The sequence below is a fragment of the Streptomyces sp. NPDC058637 genome, from assembly GCF_042717325.1.
GTDB lineage: Bacteria > Actinomycetota > Actinomycetes > Streptomycetales > Streptomycetaceae > Streptomyces.
On the sequence record NZ_JBHXRD010000010.1, the window covers coordinates 229,153 to 244,270 of the forward strand.

The 15,118-nt window shown below is 67.5% G+C and carries 14 protein-coding genes; 6 read left to right on the top strand and 8 right to left on the bottom strand.

The window, feature by feature from the left end:
• Positions 1-43 precede the first annotated feature (43 nt).
• Both ACFWVP_RS13230 and dnaB read right to left on the bottom strand, forming a co-directional pair.
• Entirely contained in the window at positions 44-322 is a 279-nt protein-coding gene (locus tag ACFWVP_RS13230) for a hypothetical protein (protein WP_384496180.1), read from the bottom strand.
• A gap of 14 nt (positions 323-336) precedes the next feature.
• Complete coding sequence (gene dnaB, locus ACFWVP_RS13235; protein ID WP_384496220.1) at positions 337-1,794, bottom strand: replicative DNA helicase; 1,458 nt, start codon at positions 1,792-1,794, stop codon at positions 337-339.
• Between the two features lie 476 nt (positions 1,795-2,270).
• Here dnaB and ACFWVP_RS13240 point away from each other — a divergent pair, with 476 nt between their 5' ends.
• Positions 2,271-3,608 (top strand): MATE family efflux transporter, encoded by a 1,338-nt coding sequence (locus ACFWVP_RS13240; RefSeq protein ID WP_384496181.1) that lies wholly within the window; start codon positions 2,271-2,273, stop codon positions 3,606-3,608.
• Positions 3,609-3,733: 125 nt separating this feature from the next.
• On the opposite strand, the gene rplI is transcribed toward ACFWVP_RS13240, so the two are convergent.
• From rplI to rpsF, 4 genes are all read right to left on the bottom strand, one after another.
• Positions 3,734-4,180 carry a 50S ribosomal protein L9 gene (gene rplI, locus ACFWVP_RS13245; RefSeq protein WP_384496183.1) on the bottom strand — a complete coding sequence of 149 codons (447 nt, stop codon included), beginning with the start codon at positions 4,178-4,180 and terminating at the stop codon, positions 3,734-3,736.
• A gap of 18 nt (positions 4,181-4,198) precedes the next feature.
• Entirely contained in the window at positions 4,199-4,435 is a 237-nt protein-coding gene (gene rpsR / locus ACFWVP_RS13250) for a 30S ribosomal protein S18 (RefSeq protein ID WP_003967857.1), read from the bottom strand.
• A gap of 43 nt (positions 4,436-4,478) precedes the next feature.
• Entirely contained in the window at positions 4,479-5,108 is a 630-nt protein-coding gene (locus tag ACFWVP_RS13255) for a single-stranded DNA-binding protein (protein ID WP_384496185.1), read from the bottom strand.
• 71 nt (positions 5,109-5,179) lie between these two features.
• Positions 5,180-5,470 carry a 30S ribosomal protein S6 gene (gene rpsF, locus ACFWVP_RS13260; RefSeq protein ID WP_031090355.1) on the bottom strand — a complete coding sequence of 97 codons (291 nt, stop codon included), beginning with the start codon at positions 5,468-5,470 and terminating at the stop codon, positions 5,180-5,182.
• A gap of 285 nt (positions 5,471-5,755) precedes the next feature.
• Here rpsF and ACFWVP_RS13265 point away from each other — a divergent pair, with 285 nt between their 5' ends.
• The 3 genes from ACFWVP_RS13265 to ACFWVP_RS13275 all read left to right on the top strand — a co-directional run bounded on the left by ACFWVP_RS13265 (position 5,756) and on the right by ACFWVP_RS13275 (position 8,437).
• On the top strand, positions 5,756-6,076 hold the full coding sequence (locus ACFWVP_RS13265) for a hypothetical protein (protein WP_384496187.1): 321 nt from the start codon (positions 5,756-5,758) through the stop codon (positions 6,074-6,076).
• Positions 6,077-6,203: 127 nt separating this feature from the next.
• Positions 6,204-7,322, top strand: a complete 1,119-nt coding sequence (locus tag ACFWVP_RS13270; protein ID WP_384496188.1) for a lipid II:glycine glycyltransferase FemX — start codon at positions 6,204-6,206, stop codon at positions 7,320-7,322.
• 83 nt (positions 7,323-7,405) lie between these two features.
• Positions 7,406-8,437: an alanine racemase gene (locus ACFWVP_RS13275; protein ID WP_384496190.1), complete on the top strand. Its 1,032-nt coding sequence runs from the start codon at positions 7,406-7,408 to the stop codon at positions 8,435-8,437.
• A gap of 12 nt (positions 8,438-8,449) precedes the next feature.
• Here the strand turns inward: ACFWVP_RS13275 and ACFWVP_RS13280 are convergent, their stop codons facing one another.
• Both ACFWVP_RS13280 and ACFWVP_RS13285 read right to left on the bottom strand, forming a co-directional pair.
• Positions 8,450-9,955, bottom strand: a complete 1,506-nt coding sequence (locus ACFWVP_RS13280) for a glycosyltransferase family 87 protein (protein ID WP_384496192.1) — start codon at positions 9,953-9,955, stop codon at positions 8,450-8,452.
• 139 nt (positions 9,956-10,094) lie between these two features.
• Entirely contained in the window at positions 10,095-12,779 is a 2,685-nt protein-coding gene (locus ACFWVP_RS13285) for a transglycosylase domain-containing protein (RefSeq protein ID WP_384496193.1), read from the bottom strand.
• A gap of 386 nt (positions 12,780-13,165) precedes the next feature.
• Here ACFWVP_RS13285 and ACFWVP_RS13290 point away from each other — a divergent pair, with 386 nt between their 5' ends.
• The gene (locus tag ACFWVP_RS13290; RefSeq protein ID WP_384496195.1) at positions 13,166-13,846 is read left to right on the top strand and encodes a helix-turn-helix transcriptional regulator; all 681 of its coding nucleotides are present in this window, start codon (positions 13,166-13,168) and stop codon (positions 13,844-13,846) included.
• Positions 13,847-13,908: 62 nt separating this feature from the next.
• A complete protein-coding gene (locus ACFWVP_RS13295; RefSeq protein ID WP_384496197.1) occupies positions 13,909-14,991 on the top strand; it encodes an inositol-3-phosphate synthase in 1,083 nt (360 codons plus the stop codon).
• Positions 14,992-15,118 lie beyond the last annotated feature (127 nt).

Consider the following 15,118-nt stretch of genomic DNA (forward strand, 5'->3'; position numbering starts at 1 on the left):
CGGGCAACAGGCACGCCGCAGCGGACCGCAACACCGTGAGGACCTACTCGTCGACGCTCTCGACCCGATAACCGGCGCTGCGCACCGCTGCCAGGAAGGCGTCGAGGCCGGGGGCGTTCCGCAGCAGGAGCCCGAGCTCGCCCTCGTTCTCCGCACTCCGGAAGCTCGCCGACATGGACGCGTGGGTGACCGGCGCCTCACCCGGCAGGGGCGGTGGCGTCGAACTGCTCACGAGTACCCCGGGCTCACCGACGACTTCGACGGCCAGGCGTGCGCCGGCGAACACGCGGTACCTGGGAATCGAATCCGCCGCACTACTCATGCCGCTGCCTTCTCTCAGGTCTGGGCCATGTCCACGAAGCGGGAGTAGTGACCCTGGAACGCCACGGTGATCGTCGCCGTGGGACCGTTTCGGTGCTTGGCCACGATCAGGTCCGCCTCCCCCGCGCGGGGCGACTCCTTCTCGTACGCGTCCTCGCGGTGCAGCAGGATGACCATGTCGGCATCCTGCTCGATGGAGCCTGATTCACGCAGGTCGGAGACCATCGGCTTCTTGTCCGTACGCTGCTCGGGACCACGGTTCAGCTGCGAGAGCGCGATGACGGGGAGCTCCAGCTCCTTCGCGAGGAGCTTGAGGTTTCGGGACATGTCCGAGACCTCCTGCTGACGGCTCTCGGCCCGCTTCGCGCCACCGGACTGCATCAGCTGCAGATAGTCGATGACCACGAGCTTGAGGTCGTTGCGCTGCTTGAGGCGACGGCATTTCGCCCGGATCTCCATCATGGAGAGGTTCGGCGAATCGTCGATGTAGAGCGGCGCGGCCGAGACGTCCGGCATCCGCCTGGCCAGCCTCGTCCAGTCCTCGTCCGTCATCGTGCCGGAGCGCATGTGATGGAGCGCCACCCGGGCCTCGGCCGAGAGCAGACGCATCGCGATCTCGTTCCGGCCCATTTCCAGCGAGAAGATCACACTCGGCAGATTGCTCTTGATCGAACAGGCGCGGGCGAAGTCCAGGGCGAGCGTGGACTTACCCATAGCGGGACGCGCCGCGATCACGATCATCTGTCCGGGGTGCAGGCCGTTGGTCAGGGCGTCCAGGTCGGTGAATCCGGTCGGGACACCGGTCATCTCGCCGCTGCGGGATCCGATCGCCTCGATCTCGTCGAGAGCGCCCTCCATGATGTCGCCGAGCGGGAGGTAGTCCTCACTGGTGCGCTGCTCGGTGACGGCGTAGATCTCGGCCTGCGCCGAGTTCACGATCTCGTCGACGTCGCCGTCGGCCGCGTACCCCATCTGCGTGATCTTCGTGCCGGCCTCGACGAGACGCCTCAGCACCGCTCGCTCGTGGACGATCTCCGCGTAGTACGAAGCGTTGGCCGCGGTCGGTACGGACTGGACCAGGGTGTGCAGGTACGGGGCTCCGCCGACCTTGGTGATCTCGCCGCGCTTGACCAGCTCCGCCGCCACCGTGATCGGGTCGGCCGGTTCGCCCTTGGCGTACAGGTCGAGGATCGCCGTGTAGACGGTCTCGTGGGCCGGGCGGTAGAAGTCGTGGCCCTTGATGATCTCCACGACGTCGGCGATGGCGTCCTTGGACAGCAGCATGCCACCGAGCACGGACTGCTCGGCGTCGAGATCCTGCGGAGGCACGCGCTCGAACCCGGACGAGCCGCTGTCCCAGCCGCTCTCCCGGCCACGCTCGTGCTGCTCGTCCCGCCCCTTGCCCTCTCCGCGGCGCTGACGGGAAACGGGCAGACGGTCACTGGGACCGACATCGGCCCAGGGATCGTCCAAAGGCTCGGGAATGCTCACCGGGCCACCTCCTCCCGTCCGCTTCGCGGACCTAGCCGTGCCACTCTTTCTTACGGCACGGCACCGACAAACAAGACGCCCGACTCCGGTTCCGGCGCGTCAAGTTCTGCGGTCTTCGAAGCCGGAACGGAGTGCGGGCGCCGCACCACGGTAGGCCGCTCCGCACCGTCAGCCAATCTGGTTATCCACAGGGCATGTGGACGACGGACCAGATGCTGTGGAGAACCCCGCCGATCCTGTGCACGGACCGGGGGACAGCACTGTGGACAAACTCATATCGCCCCTCCCGTGAGGGCTCTGACCTGCCCTTACTCCGTCCACCGGCTGTGGGAGAGAAAAACTTTCGCCCTCAGCTCAAGATCACCGGAATCACCCTTGGGCCGAGCCGGGAACTCAGCATTAAGTAAGGACTCCAACCGCATTGCATCTCTTACCTGTGGAAGATTAGATTGGCACCCATGACCCAGGCCTCCGCGACCCAGCCGCCGTCCCGCCGCCGGCACGACCGCGAGATCATCGCCCTCGCCGTTCCGGCCTTCGGCGCACTCGTCGCCGAGCCGCTCTTCGTCATGGTCGACAGCGCCGTCGTCGGCCATCTCGGCACACCGCAGCTGGCCGGCCTGGGGGTCGCCGCGGCCTTGCTCACCACCGCCGTGAGCATCTTCGTCTTCCTCGCTTACGCGACAACCGCAGCGGTCGCCCGCCGGGTCGGCGCGGGTGATCTCCCCTCGGCGATCCGTCAGGGTATGGACGGCATCTGGCTGGCCCTGCTGCTCGGCGCCGCAGTGGTCGCCTTCGCCCTCCCTTCGGCCCCCTGGCTGATCGAGGCTTTCGGCACATCGGACACCGCCGCCCCGTACGCCGTCACCTATCTGAGGATCTCCAGCCTCGGCATCCCCGCCATGCTCGTCGTGCTCGCCGCGACCGGGGTGCTGCGTGGACTGCAGGACACCCGCACGCCCCTCTACGTCGCCATCGGTGGATTCACCGCCAACGGCGCTCTCAACGTGGGGCTCGTCTACGGAGCCGGGCTCGGCATCGCCGGATCCGCCTGGGGAACGGTGATCGCCCAGGCCGGCATGGCGCTCGCCTATCTGATCGTCGTCGTGCGCGGCGCCCGCAGACACGGAGCGTCGCTGCGTCCCGACGCGGCGGGTATCAGAGCCAGTGCCCAGGCAGGCGTCCCCCTGCTGGTCCGTACGCTCTCGCTGCGGTCGGTCCTGCTGATCGCCACCGCGGTCGCGGCCCGGCTCGGCGACACGGACATCGCCGCCCACCAGATCCTCCTGTCCCTCTGGAGCCTCACGGCCTTCGCCCTCGACGCCATCGCCATCGCGGGGCAGGCCATCATCGGCCGCTATCTGGGGGCGAACGACGTCAAGGGCGCCCGGGAGGCCTGCCGTCGGATGGTCCAGTGGGGTATCGCCTCCGGTGTGGTCCTCGGACTGCTGATCGTGCTGGCACGACCCCTGTTCGTCCCACTGTTCACCGGCGACCCGTCCGTGCACGACACCCTGCTGCCGGCCCTTCTCGTCGTGGCACTGTCCCAGCCGATCGCCGGTGTGGTCTTCGTGCTGGACGGCGTACTCATGGGTGCGGGCGACGGAAGGTACCTCGCCTGGGCGATGCTCGTGACCCTGGCCGTCTTCGCCCCGGTCGCCCTCCTCGTCCCCGTCCTCGGGGGAGGCCTCACCGCTCTGTGGTGGGCGATGACCCTCATGATGGCGGTCCGGCTGGTGACGCTCTGGCTGCGCACCCGCTCGGGTCGCTGGATCGTCACCGGAGCCACGCGCTGAACGGACCATGGGCAGCTCTCTGTTTCACGTGAAACAGAGAGGCTGTGAAGCCGCACCGTCATGTAACGACGAAGGGCCGCACCATGACGGTGCGGCCCTTCACCTGGCTCTGGTGAGCTGTGCCCTTAGGCAGCAACGACCTCGATACCGAGCTTCGCGGCAACCTCGGGGTGGAGGCGCACGGAAACCTGGTGTCCGCCGAGCGTCTTGATCGGCGAACCGAGCTCGACACGGCGCTTGTCGACGTCCGGACCACCGGAGGCCTTGATCGCCGAGGCGATGTCGGCCGGGGTGACGGAGCCGAAGAGACGGCCGGCGTCGCCGGAGCGAACAGCCAGACGAACCTTCACGGCCTCGAGCTTGGCCTTGATCTCGTTGGCCTGCTCGATCGTCGCGATCTCGTGGATCTTGCGGGCGCGGCGGATCTGCGCCACGTCCTTCTCGCCACCCTTGGTCCAGCGGATGGCAAAGCCACGCGGAACCAGGTAGTTACGGGCGTACCCGTCCTTGACGTCCACGACGTCACCGGCAGCACCGAGGCCAGTGACCTCGTGGGTGAGGATGATCTTCATGATTCGGTCACCCTTCCCTTATCGCGCGGTGGACGTGTAGGGCAGCAGCGCCATCTCACGGCTGTTCTTGACTGCCGTGGCGACGTCACGCTGGTGCTGCGTGCAGTTGCCGGTGACGCGGCGGGCACGGATCTTGCCACGGTCGGAAATGAACTTCCGCAGCATGTTCGTGTCCTTGTAGTCCACGTACTGGGTCTTGTCCTTGCAGAATGCGCAGACCTTCTTCTTAGGCTTGCGCACAGGCGGCTTCGCCATGGTGTTTCTCCTGTGTGATCAAGAAGTGGGGGTACGAGTTCCCCTAGAAGGGGGGCTCGTCCGAGTAGCCGCCGCCGGAACCGCCCGAGCCACCGGAGCCGCCGGAGCTTCCGCCCCAGCTACCCCCGCCGCTCTGCTGGCCCGCGCCCTGCTGACCGCCCGCAGGCGCGCCGGTGGCCCACGGGTCGTCGGCGGGTGCACCGCCGCCGCCCTGCTGACCGCCGCTACCGGGACCGCCGCCCCAGTTGCCGCCGCCCTGCTGGCCGCCGCCGTATCCACCCTGACCGCCGCCGCCCTGGCCACCGCGACCCGTGGTCTTGGTGACCTTGGCCGTGGCGCTCTTGAGACTGGGGCCGACTTCCTCGACGTCCAGCTCGTAGACCGTGCGCTTGACGCCCTCACGGTCCTCGTAGGACCGCTGCTTCAGCCGGCCCTGCACGACGACGCGCATGCCTCGCTGGAGCGACTCCGCGACGTTCTCCGCCGCCTGACGCCAGACCGAGCAGGTGAGGAACAGGCCTTCGCCGTCCTTCCACTCATTGGTCTGCCGGTCGAAGATGCGGGGAGTGGACGCGACACGGAACTTCGCGACCGCCGCACCGGACGGGGTGAAGCGCAGCTCGGGGTCGTCGACGAGATTGCCGACGACCGTGATGACGGTCTCGCCTGCCATGGGTGAACCTCTCGGCGGGGATTGCTTCTGGCTGCTTGCTACTCGAACCCGATGACCGCTGAGCTAGACGCTCAGTGGATCTCGGGGCGGAGGACCTTGGTCCGGAGGACCGACTCGTTCAGGTTCATCTGTCGGTCGAGCTCCTTGACGACCGCAGGCTCGGCCTGCAGGTCGATGACCGAGTAGATGCCCTCAGGCTTCTTCTTGATCTCGTAAGAGAGACGACGACGGCCCCAGGTGTCGACCTTCTCAACCTTTCCGTTGCCCTCACGGACGACGGAGAGGAAGTTCTCGATCAACGGGGAGACTGCTCGCTCCTCGAGATCGGGGTCGAGGATGACCATCACCTCGTAGTGACGCATGTGGAACCCACCTCCTTTGGACTCAGCGGCCACGGTCGTTCCGTGGCAGGAGGGTCGTGATGCGTAGGCATCAGTGTCTCCGAGTAAAACAGCCGCCACTGACAACGCCCGTCTTCGTTGGTCGAGGGGAGCTGCAGTGCTGGCTCAGGGCAGACACCGGTGCAGACCGTACAGACTACCCGCAGAGAGGCTTCCGGTTGAAATCCGGTGCCGGGGAGACGCAATCTGTACACAGCGGTTGTGAGCGGCGTTACAGTGCGCCGCCTTCCGGCCAGGAGGTTCTCCATGGCACAGACATTGCGTTCCCGCCCCCGTCCTCCCGTCTCCCTCTTCGCCACGGACGGCAGGCCCCATCCGCTCCAGGACGCGCTGGTGATGGTGACCCTCGCTCTCGGGGCCATCGCCTTCGTGACGGCGATGTTCCACCATCTGCACCTGATCAGCTCCTGGGCCGGGCTGATCGGGATCCTGACGGGCGCCTACGGACAGTACGTGTCGGTCACGACCCGTGAGCGCTTCCCCCTCGTCCTGGGACTCGGCGCGTCCGCAATCGGGTTCTTCCTCGGCATGGCCCACGGCGGCCTCTTCGGCGGCGTGATCAGCTGAGGGCCCCCACGGAAACCGGTCCGGGTCGCCCAGGGCCCAGACGGGGCGCTCCTCGGTCACAGTAGGCTTCGGCGCGAGAGCCGGAGCCCCTGACCGATGGGGACACACCTGCCGAGGAGCGCCCCGCATGAGCCTGACCCTGAGGACCATCAGCCGAGAGCAGCATCTGGCGTACATCCAGAACCTGCCCTCGGCCAGTCACTGCCAGGTCCCGGCGTGGGCTGATGTGAAGACCGAATGGCGCTCGGAGAACCTGGGATGGTTCGACAAGAACGGCGAGATGGTCGGTGCCGGTCTGGTTCTGTACCGCCAACTGCCCAAGATCAAGCGCTACCTGGCCTACCTTCCCGAGGGCCCGGTCATCAACTGGTATGCCCCGAATCTCGACGACTGGCTCCAGCCGATGCTCGCGCACCTGAAGCAGCAGGGCGCCTTCTCGGTGAAGATGGGCCCGCCCGTGGTCATCCGTCGCTGGGACTCGGCAGCCATCAAGTCGGGCATCCAGGACCCCGACGTGAAGCGGCTGCGCGACGTCGAGGCCACCTACATCGAGCCGCGCGCCTTCGAGGTATCGGACCGGCTGCGGAAGATGGGCTGGCAGCAGGGCGAGGACGGCGGCGCCGGATTCGGTGACGTACAGCCCCGCTACGTCTTCCAGGTCCCGCTGGCCAACCGCTCGCTGGAGGACGTGCTCAAGGGCTTCAACCAGCTCTGGCGGCGCAACATCAAGAAGGCCGACAAGGCCGGCGTCGAGGTGGTCCAGGGCGGCTACGAGGACCTGGCCGAATGGCAGCGGCTGTACGAGATCACCGCGGTGCGCGACCACTTCCGGCCGCGTCCGCTCTCGTACTTCCAGCGCATGTGGACGGTCCTGAACTCCGAGGACCCCAACCGCATGCGGCTGTACTTCGCCCGGCACAACGGCGTGAACCTCTCCGCGGCCACGATGCTCGTCGTCGGCGGACACGTCTGGTACTCGTACGGCGCGTCCGACAACATCGGCCGCGAGGTCCGGCCCTCGAACGCGATGCAGTGGCGCATGCTGCGTGACTCCTACGCGATGGGCGCGACGGTCTACGACCTGCGCGGCATCAGCGACTCGCTGGACGAGACCGATCACCTCTTCGGCCTGATCCAGTTCAAGGTCGGCACCGGCGGCGAGGCCGTCGAGTACGTCGGCGAGTGGGACTTCCCCCTCAACAAGCTGCTGCACAAGGCGCTCGATATGTACATGTCGCGCCGCTGAACACCGGCCGGTCCACGTCGACCGGCTCCTCACCCCTCCGATTCCGATTCCACCGCAGCCACCAGAAAGGTTCCGGGCCGGCCATGGCGCTCTCCCTCTACGTCGACACCGCGCGCTGGCGGGCGCACCAGAAGTCCGTGATCGACCAGTTCCCAGGTCTCGTGCCCGTCTGCAAGGGCAACGGGTACGGCTTCGGCCACGAACGGCTCGCCGACGAGGCGATCCGTTTCGGTTCCGACACGCTGGCCGTCGGAACCACGTACGAGGCCGCCCGTATCAAGGACTGGTTCAGCGGCGACCTGCTCGTCCTCACGCCCTTCCGCCGGGGTGAGGAGCCGGTGCCGCTGCCCGACCGCGTCATCCGTTCCGTCTCCTCCGTGGACGGTGTGCACGCTCTGGTGGGCGCGCGCGTCGTCATCGAGTGCATGAGCTCGATGAAGCGCCACGGGGTGAAGGAGGAGGAGCTGGGGCAGCTGCACGCGGCCATCGAGGACGTGCGCCTCGAAGGCTTCGCCCTGCACCTGCCGCTGGACCGCGCCGACGGATCGGACGCGGTCGAGGAGGTCATCGCGTGGATGGACCGCCTGCGCGCGGCCCGGCTGCCCCTGCACACCATGTTCGTCAGCCATCTCCGGGCGGAGGAGCTGGCACGGCTGCAACAGCAGTTCCCGCAGACCCGCTTCCGCGCGCGCATCGGCACGCGGCTCTGGCTCGGTGACCACGAGGCGACGGAGTACCGCGGCGCCGTGCTGGACGTGACGCGTGTCGTCAAGGGGGACCGGTTCGGCTACCGCCAGCAGAAGGCCGCCTCGGACGGCTGGCTGGTGGTCGTCGCCGGCGGCACGTCCCACGGTGTCGGCCTGGAGGCCCCGAAGGCCCTGCACGGTGTGATGCCGCGTGCCAAGGGCGTGGCACGCGCCGGGCTGGCCACGGTCAACCGCAATCTCTCGCCGTTCGTCTGGTCGGGCAAGCAGCGCTGGTTCGCCGAGCCGCCGCACATGCAGGTATCGATCCTGTTCGTGCCGTCGGACGCGCAGGAGCCGAGGGTCGGTGACGAACTGGTGGCCCATCTGCGCCACACGACCACCCAGTTCGACCGCCTCGTGGACCGGTAGGCACACCCGCGCCTATCGGTCGGAGCGCGCTCCGTCCGCCGTACCCCACTCCACCCGCGGTCCCTGGACCGCGGGTGCCGTGTCTGCGGCGTGAGGCGCGGGGTGCCCGATCACGACGGTGTCCGGCGCCCCGTCCAGCACGCCGCCCGACGGGTCGTCCGAGCCATCGCGGCGTACGGGGTCACGGTCCGGCCGCAGGATGTCCCTGACGACGACGGCGCACAGGTACAGCGTTCCGAGCAGATGCAGGGCGATCGCGACCTGGTAGCCCTCCTGGGGCAGCCCCTGGTGCTTGTCGCCGCTCGTCGTGTACGCGAGGTACAGCCAGATCCCCAGGAAGTACATGACCTCGCAGGCCTGCCAGACGAGGAAGTCCCGCCAGCGGGGCCTGGCGAGTGCGGCCAGCGGGATGAGCCAGAGCACGTACTGCGGTGAGTAGACCTTGTTCGTCAGGATGAAGGCGGCCACCACCAGGAACGCGAGCTGTGCGAAGCGCGGCCGGTGCCGGGCGGTCAGCGCCAGTCCGGCGATGCCCGCGCACAGCACGATCATCAGCAGCACGGACGCGGTGTTGACGGTGCTCACGTCGATCGGCTTGCCGGTGCGCTGGGTGATGATCAGCCAGAACGAGCCGTAGTCGATCTGCCGCTCCTGGCTGAAGGTGTAGAACTTCTTCCACCCTTCCGGGGCGTACAGCATGACCGGGAGGTTCACCAGCAGCCAGGCGGCCGCCGCGCCGAACAGCGCCGTCCCGAACTCCCGCCATCTGCCGGCCCGCAGGCACAGCACGAGCAGCGGACCGAGCAGCAGTACGGGATAGAGCTTGGCGGCCGTGGCCAGGCCGATGAGGATGCCGAAGGCGAGAGCCCGTCCGCGGGACCACATGAGCATCGCGGCGGCCGTGAGGGCCAGGGCGAGCAGGTCCCAGTTGATCGTCGCGGTGAGCGCGAGCGCAGGGGCGAGGGCGACCAGCAGGCCGTCCCACGGGCGGCGCCGGTGGGTACGGGCGACGCACACCGCGGTGATCACGGCACAGATCATCAGCATGCCCGCGTTGACCATCCAGTACATCTGTTCGCGCTGCTGCATGGGGTCGGTGTCGGGCGTCAGCGTCAGCCAGGACGCGACCTGCATGAACAGGCCGGTCAGGACGGGGTACTCGAGGTAGGCCATGTCGCCGCCGAGCCGGTCGAAGTACGGCACGAGCCCGTCGGCGAAGCCGCGGCCGAGGTAGAGGTGCGGGATGTCGGAGTAGCACGCGTGGGTGTACTGCGAGCTCGTGCCCCGGAACCACGCCCAGTCGTAGCAGGGGACCTTCTGCACCATGCCGAGTGCGAACATCCCGATCGCCACGAGCGCGATGACGCGCACCGGTGTGAGCGGTCCCGATCCGAGCCGTGCCCAGCGGCCGGCCGGTCCGCCGATCAGCTCGCTGCCGGCCGCGGCGATCTCGTCCTCTTGCGTAGGCCGTACGACGGGCCGCTCCTGGTGCACGCTCGTGTCCTCTGCGCTTGGCATGCCGCACATCCTGCCGTACGGCGCTTTGTGCGGGACGTGGGCCGCGTGGGAACACGGAAAGGGCCGCCGGCACCTTGCGGGTGCGGCGGCCCTCTCATGCGTGTCCGGCGGGCTCCTGGCGGGCTTCCGGAGGGTGGTGCTACCCGCTGCCTCCGAAGAGCCCTCCGTTGCTGTTCCCGTTTCCGTTTCCGTTCGTATTGCCGGTCGAACCGTCCGTCGTCCCGTCGGTGGTTCCGGTGTCCGTCCCGCCGTCGGTGGTGGTTCCGGTATCGGTCCCGCCGTCGGTGGTTCCCGCGTCGGTCCCTCCACTGTCGGTTCCGGTGTTGGTGCCGCCGTTGTCCTGGCACTCCCAGCCGAACGCTCCGCACGTGTCGCTCGGCGAGGGGGACGCGGACGACGGGCTGGGCGACGACGGGGTCGTGGGCGCCTCTGTGGACTTGGACGGCGAGGGTGACGGGCTCGGGGAGGGTGTGGGACTGGGCGTACCGACGATTTCGCCGATCGGCTCCGGCGTCGGGAACGTCATGACCTTCTCGCCCTCCATGGCGTCGGTCATGTAGTCGTGCCAGATCTGCGCCGGGAACGAGGCACCGTGGATCTGCTTCTCACCGCCGGTGCCGTACATCTCCAGGAACTTGCGGTTCTTCTTCTTCTCGTCGTCGTCCAGCCGGAACATGCTGACCGCGGTCGACAGCTGCGGGGTGTACCCGACGAACCAGGCGGACTTGTTGCCGTCCGTCGTGCCCGTCTTGCCCGCCGCGTCGCGTCCGTCGAGCCTGGCGGGCTTGCCGGTACCGTTCTCGACGACGTTCTTCAGCACGTCCGTCACGTTGTCCGCGATGGCGCTGGGCATGGCCGTCTTGGGGGTCTTCTTGTGCTGGTAGACGACGATGCCCTTCTTCTTGACCTCGGTGACCGAGAAGGGGTCGTGCTGCTTGCCGCTGGTCGCGAAGGTGGCGTACGAGCCCGCCATCCGGATGGCGCTGGGCGAGGACGTACCGATGGAGTACGACGGAACCTTCGCGTCCGCCATGTAGATGTCGTCCCGCAGTCCGGAGGCGATCGCGACCTCCTTCACCTTGTCCGTGCCGACGTCCATGCCGAGCTGGACGAAGGGGGAGTTGGCCGACTCCCGCATGGCCTCGCGCAGGTCGATGTCGCCGTAGGACTTGTCCCCGTCGTTGGTCTGGAACCACGGGTTGTTGTCCTCGTCGGTCCAGACCTGACCGTTGTACTCCTCGATCTTCAGCTTGTTGTCGCCGTCGAACACGCTCTTGGGCGAGATCGGGGTGCGCTCCGACTCACTCTGGTCCGGTCCGAGCTTCGGGTCGCGGACCCCGTACTGCATACCTGCCGCCAGCACGAAGGGCTTGAACGTCGAGCCGACCTGGGCACCCGTCGCGTCCGCGTTGTTGGTGTAGTGCTTCGTCGCGTCCTGACCGCCGTAGGTGGCGACGATGGCGCCCGTCTCGGTGTCCACGGAGGCGCCGCCGAACTCGACGTGCGAGTCGAGGTCGGGCCGCTTCTCCTCGTCGATCGTGCTCTTGTACACCTTGGTGATCGCGGCCTCGAGCTGCTGGACCTTCTCCTTCTCGAACGTCGTGTGGATCTCGTACCCGCCCTGGGCGAGCTGCCGCTCGGTGGTGCCGTCCTTGGTGTGCGCGAGGAAGTAGTCCGTGGCGAGGTCCACCAGGTAACCGGTCTGGCCGCCCAGCTTGGCGTCCTTCCTCGGCGGATTCGGCATGGGGAATTCCTGGTACTTGGCCCGCTCGGCGGCACTCAGCCGGTCGTCCTTGACCATCTCGTCGAGGATCGTCTTCCAGCGGAACGTGGCCCGCGCCGTGTTCTTCTCCGGGGTCGCCCCGACCGGGTCGATCTCCTCGGCACCGGCGGGGTCGTAGTAACTCGCGCCCTTGAGCAGGCTCGTCAGGAAGGCGCACTGGCTGGCGTTGAGCTCCGAGGCGTCGATCCCGTAGTACGTACGTGCGGCTGCCTGGAGGCCCGACGCGCCACGACCGTAGTACGAGACGTTGAGGTAGCCCTCCATGACCTTCTCCTTGCTCACGGTCTTACCGACCTTGAGCGTGATGAAGAGCTCCTTGAACTTACGGCTGATGGTCTGATCCTGGGTCAGCATCGAGTTCTTCACGTACTGCTGGGTGATCGTCGACCCGCCCTGGGTGTCACCTCCCTTCGCCATGTTGTAGAAGGCGCGGGCGATGCCCATGGGGTCGATGCCCCTGTCGGTCTCGAACGTCTTGTTCTCGGCCGAGATGACGGCGTTCCGCATCTCCTCGGGGATCTGCGCGTAGTTGATCCACTGCCGGTTGACGGAACCGCCGTGGGCGACCATCTGCGAGCCGTCCGCCCAGTAGTAGACGTTGTTCTGCGCCTCGGCGTCGGCCTTCACCTCGGGCGTCGCGACGAGCGCGTACGAGAGGCCGGCCACGCCCATCAGGAGACCGAGGAAGCCCAGGCACAGACCGGACACCAGCTTCCACGAGGGCACCCAGCGCCGTGCGCCGTTCTTGCCGGCCCGCGGGTAGTCGATGAGGCGCTTCCGGCCGGAACGGCTGTCCGCCGCCCGCCCCCGGCCGTGGCCTTCGCCGTCACCGCCGCGCCGTCTGCCGCCGCCCCGCTGGGCGGCACGACGGGCTTCGGCCCGGCTGCTGTACGGCTCTTCCTCGCCGTAGGCGTCGGAAGGTGACGCCGACGTTGCTCTACGTGATGATTCTCGGCGGCCTGCGGGCTGCTGGGCGGCTCGTCTGGCCGCTGCTCGCCCGCCACCTTGCGGTTGCGGCGTCTTGCGACGGTGCTCGCTCATCGAACGACTACTCCTCGGGCAGGCGAGAACGCCTGGAAGCGGCAGTTGAGATCCGGTCCCCCCGAATTACGGACAAGCCCTGCGGAAGGCTCATCCGCAGTACATCCGGCAGTCCGCGATTACTGACGCGCGACGGCGTCTCACGGTTCCCGGTGGTCTGCATGCCGCACAGACTACGCACGGTCAAAAACCTCTCCGGACCGAACTTCACCCCAAATAACGCAAGTCGCTCCCTATGAATCGAGGATGTGACGCCGCTCACGAATCCCCCTCTTGTCGAACATCACGGAGAGATCTATCGTGCTGATGTATCGAGTCGATACATCAGCACGGCATAAGGTGGAGTCACGGGCTCCGCGGGAGCACCCGGCGAAGGAGGGGCGAAGGTGAGCAGACGCTCCGGCATCCTCGAATTCGCCGTACTCGGCCTGCTCCGCGAGTCCCCGATGCACGGCTACGAGCTGCGCAAACGTCTCAACACATCGTTGGGGATCTTCCGCGCGTTCAGCTACGGCACCCTCTACCCCTGCCTCAAGACGCTGGTCGCCAACGGCTGGTTGATCGAGGAGCCGGGAAGTGTTCCGGCCCTGCCGCCCGCCACCTCCTCTCTCGCAGGGCGCCGGGCCAAGATCGTCTACCGGTTGACGGCGGAAGGTAAGGAGCACTTCGAGGAGTTGCTCTCGCACACCGGCCCCGATGCCTGGGAGGACGAGCACTTCGCCGCTCGGTTCGCCTTCTTCGGGCAGACGGAGCGAGAGGTGCGGATGCGCGTGCTCGAAGGCCGGCGCAGCAGGCTGGAGGAGCGCCTCGAGAAGATGCGCGCCTCGCTGGCCCGCACCCGCGAACGACTCGACGACTACACGCTTGAGCTGCAGCGCCACGGCATGGAGTCCGTGGAGCGCGAAGTGCGCTGGCTGAACGAGCTCATCGAGAGCGAGCGGTCGGGACGGGATCAGCGACGATCCTCGCCCGAGGGCTCCGCTCAGCAGGACACATCAGGAGAGACGGGCGGCCTGCCCCGGCACCGGGATCACTCCCGGCCGGATCCGTCCGACGACACCAAGTGAGATCCCCGCAGAGCCGCGAGGCTTCACCGGGGCACACTGAGAAGACACAGGGAGCAATCGGCATGGGTTCGGTTCGCGTAGCCATCGTCGGCGTGGGCAACTGCGCCGCCTCGCTGGTGCAGGGCGTCGAGTACTACAAGGACGCCGATCCGGCCGGCAGGGTGCCCGGTCTGATGCACGTTCAGTTCGGCGAGTACCACGTGAGCGACGTCGAGTTCGTCGCCGCCTTCGACGTCGACGCGAAGAAGGTCGGCCTCGACCTCGCGGACGCCATCGGAGCCAGCGAGAACAACACCATCAAGATCGCCGATGTGCCGAACACCGGTGTGACCGTTCAGCGCGGCCACACCCACGACGGCCTGGGCAAGTACTACCGCGAGACGATCGAGGAGTCCTCCGAGGCCCCGGTCGACATCGTCCGGATCCTCAAGGACAAGCAGGTCGACGTCCTCGTCTGCTACCTGCCCGTCGGTTCCGAGGTGGCTGCGAAGTTCTACGCGCAGTGCGCCATCGACGCCAAGGTCGCGTTCGTCAACGCCCTCCCGGTGTTCATCGCCGGCACGAAGGAGTGGGCGGACAAGTTCACCGAGGCCGGTGTCCCGATCGTCGGTGACGACATCAAGTCCCAGGTCGGAGCCACCATCACGCACCGCGTGATGGCGAAGCTCTTCGAGGACCGGGGTGTCGTCCTGGACCGCACGATGCAGCTGAACGTCGGCGGCAACATGGACTTCAAGAACATGCTCGAGCGCGAGCGCCTGGAGTCCAAGAAGATCTCGAAGACGCAGGCCGTCACCTCGCAGATCCGTGACCGCGACCTCGGTGCGGACAACGTCCACATCGGCCCCTCGGACTACGTGGCCTGGCTGGACGACCGCAAGTGGGCGTACGTGCGCCTCGAGGGCCGTGCCTTCGGTGACGTCCCGCTGAACCTGGAGTACAAGCTCGAGGTCTGGGACTCCCCGAACTCCGCCGGTGTCATCATCGACGCCGTGCGCGCTGCGAAGATCGCCTTGGACCGCGGCATCGGCGGCCCGATCCTCTCGGCGTCCTCGTACTTCATGAAGTCCCCGCCGGTCCAGTACTTCGACGACGAGGCCCGCGAGAACGTCGAGAAGTTCATCAGCGGCGACATCGAGCGCTGATCCGGCGCACGGTTTCGGTCTCACCGGGGTGAGGAGCGGCAACGCTCCGTCCCTTCCACAGGTCGGGGGGGGGCGGGGGCCGGCGCCCGGGGGCCCCCCCCCCGGGGGGGGCGGCACGCAAGCCGGA

Excerpts from the sequence above, each read along its gene's own strand:
- ACFWVP_RS13265 (WP_384496187.1), top strand. The coding sequence starts at position 5,756 with ATGGCACAGACATTGCGTTCCCGCCCCCGTCCTCCCGTCTCCCTCTTC.
- rpsF (WP_031090355.1), bottom strand. The coding sequence starts at position 5,470 with ATGCGTCACTACGAGGTGATGGTCATCCTCGACCCCGATCTCGAGGAG.
- ACFWVP_RS13230 (WP_384496180.1), bottom strand. The coding sequence starts at position 322 with ATGAGTAGTGCGGCGGATTCGATTCCCAGGTACCGCGTGTTCGCCGGC.
- ACFWVP_RS13285 (WP_384496193.1), bottom strand. The coding sequence starts at position 12,779 with ATGAGCGAGCACCGTCGCAAGACGCCGCAACCGCAAGGTGGCGGGCGA.
- ACFWVP_RS13240 (WP_384496181.1), top strand. The coding sequence starts at position 2,271 with ATGACCCAGGCCTCCGCGACCCAGCCGCCGTCCCGCCGCCGGCACGAC.
- ACFWVP_RS13255 (WP_384496185.1), bottom strand. The coding sequence starts at position 5,108 with ATGGCAGGCGAGACCGTCATCACGGTCGTCGGCAATCTCGTCGACGAC.
- ACFWVP_RS13295 (WP_384496197.1), top strand. The coding sequence starts at position 13,909 with ATGGGTTCGGTTCGCGTAGCCATCGTCGGCGTGGGCAACTGCGCCGCC.
- ACFWVP_RS13270 (WP_384496188.1), top strand. The coding sequence starts at position 6,204 with ATGAGCCTGACCCTGAGGACCATCAGCCGAGAGCAGCATCTGGCGTAC.
- ACFWVP_RS13280 (WP_384496192.1), bottom strand. The coding sequence starts at position 9,955 with ATGCCAAGCGCAGAGGACACGAGCGTGCACCAGGAGCGGCCCGTCGTA.
- ACFWVP_RS13275 (WP_384496190.1), top strand. The coding sequence starts at position 7,406 with ATGGCGCTCTCCCTCTACGTCGACACCGCGCGCTGGCGGGCGCACCAG.
- rplI (WP_384496183.1), bottom strand. The coding sequence starts at position 4,180 with ATGAAGATCATCCTCACCCACGAGGTCACTGGCCTCGGTGCTGCCGGT.
- rpsR (WP_003967857.1), bottom strand. The coding sequence starts at position 4,435 with ATGGCGAAGCCGCCTGTGCGCAAGCCTAAGAAGAAGGTCTGCGCATTC.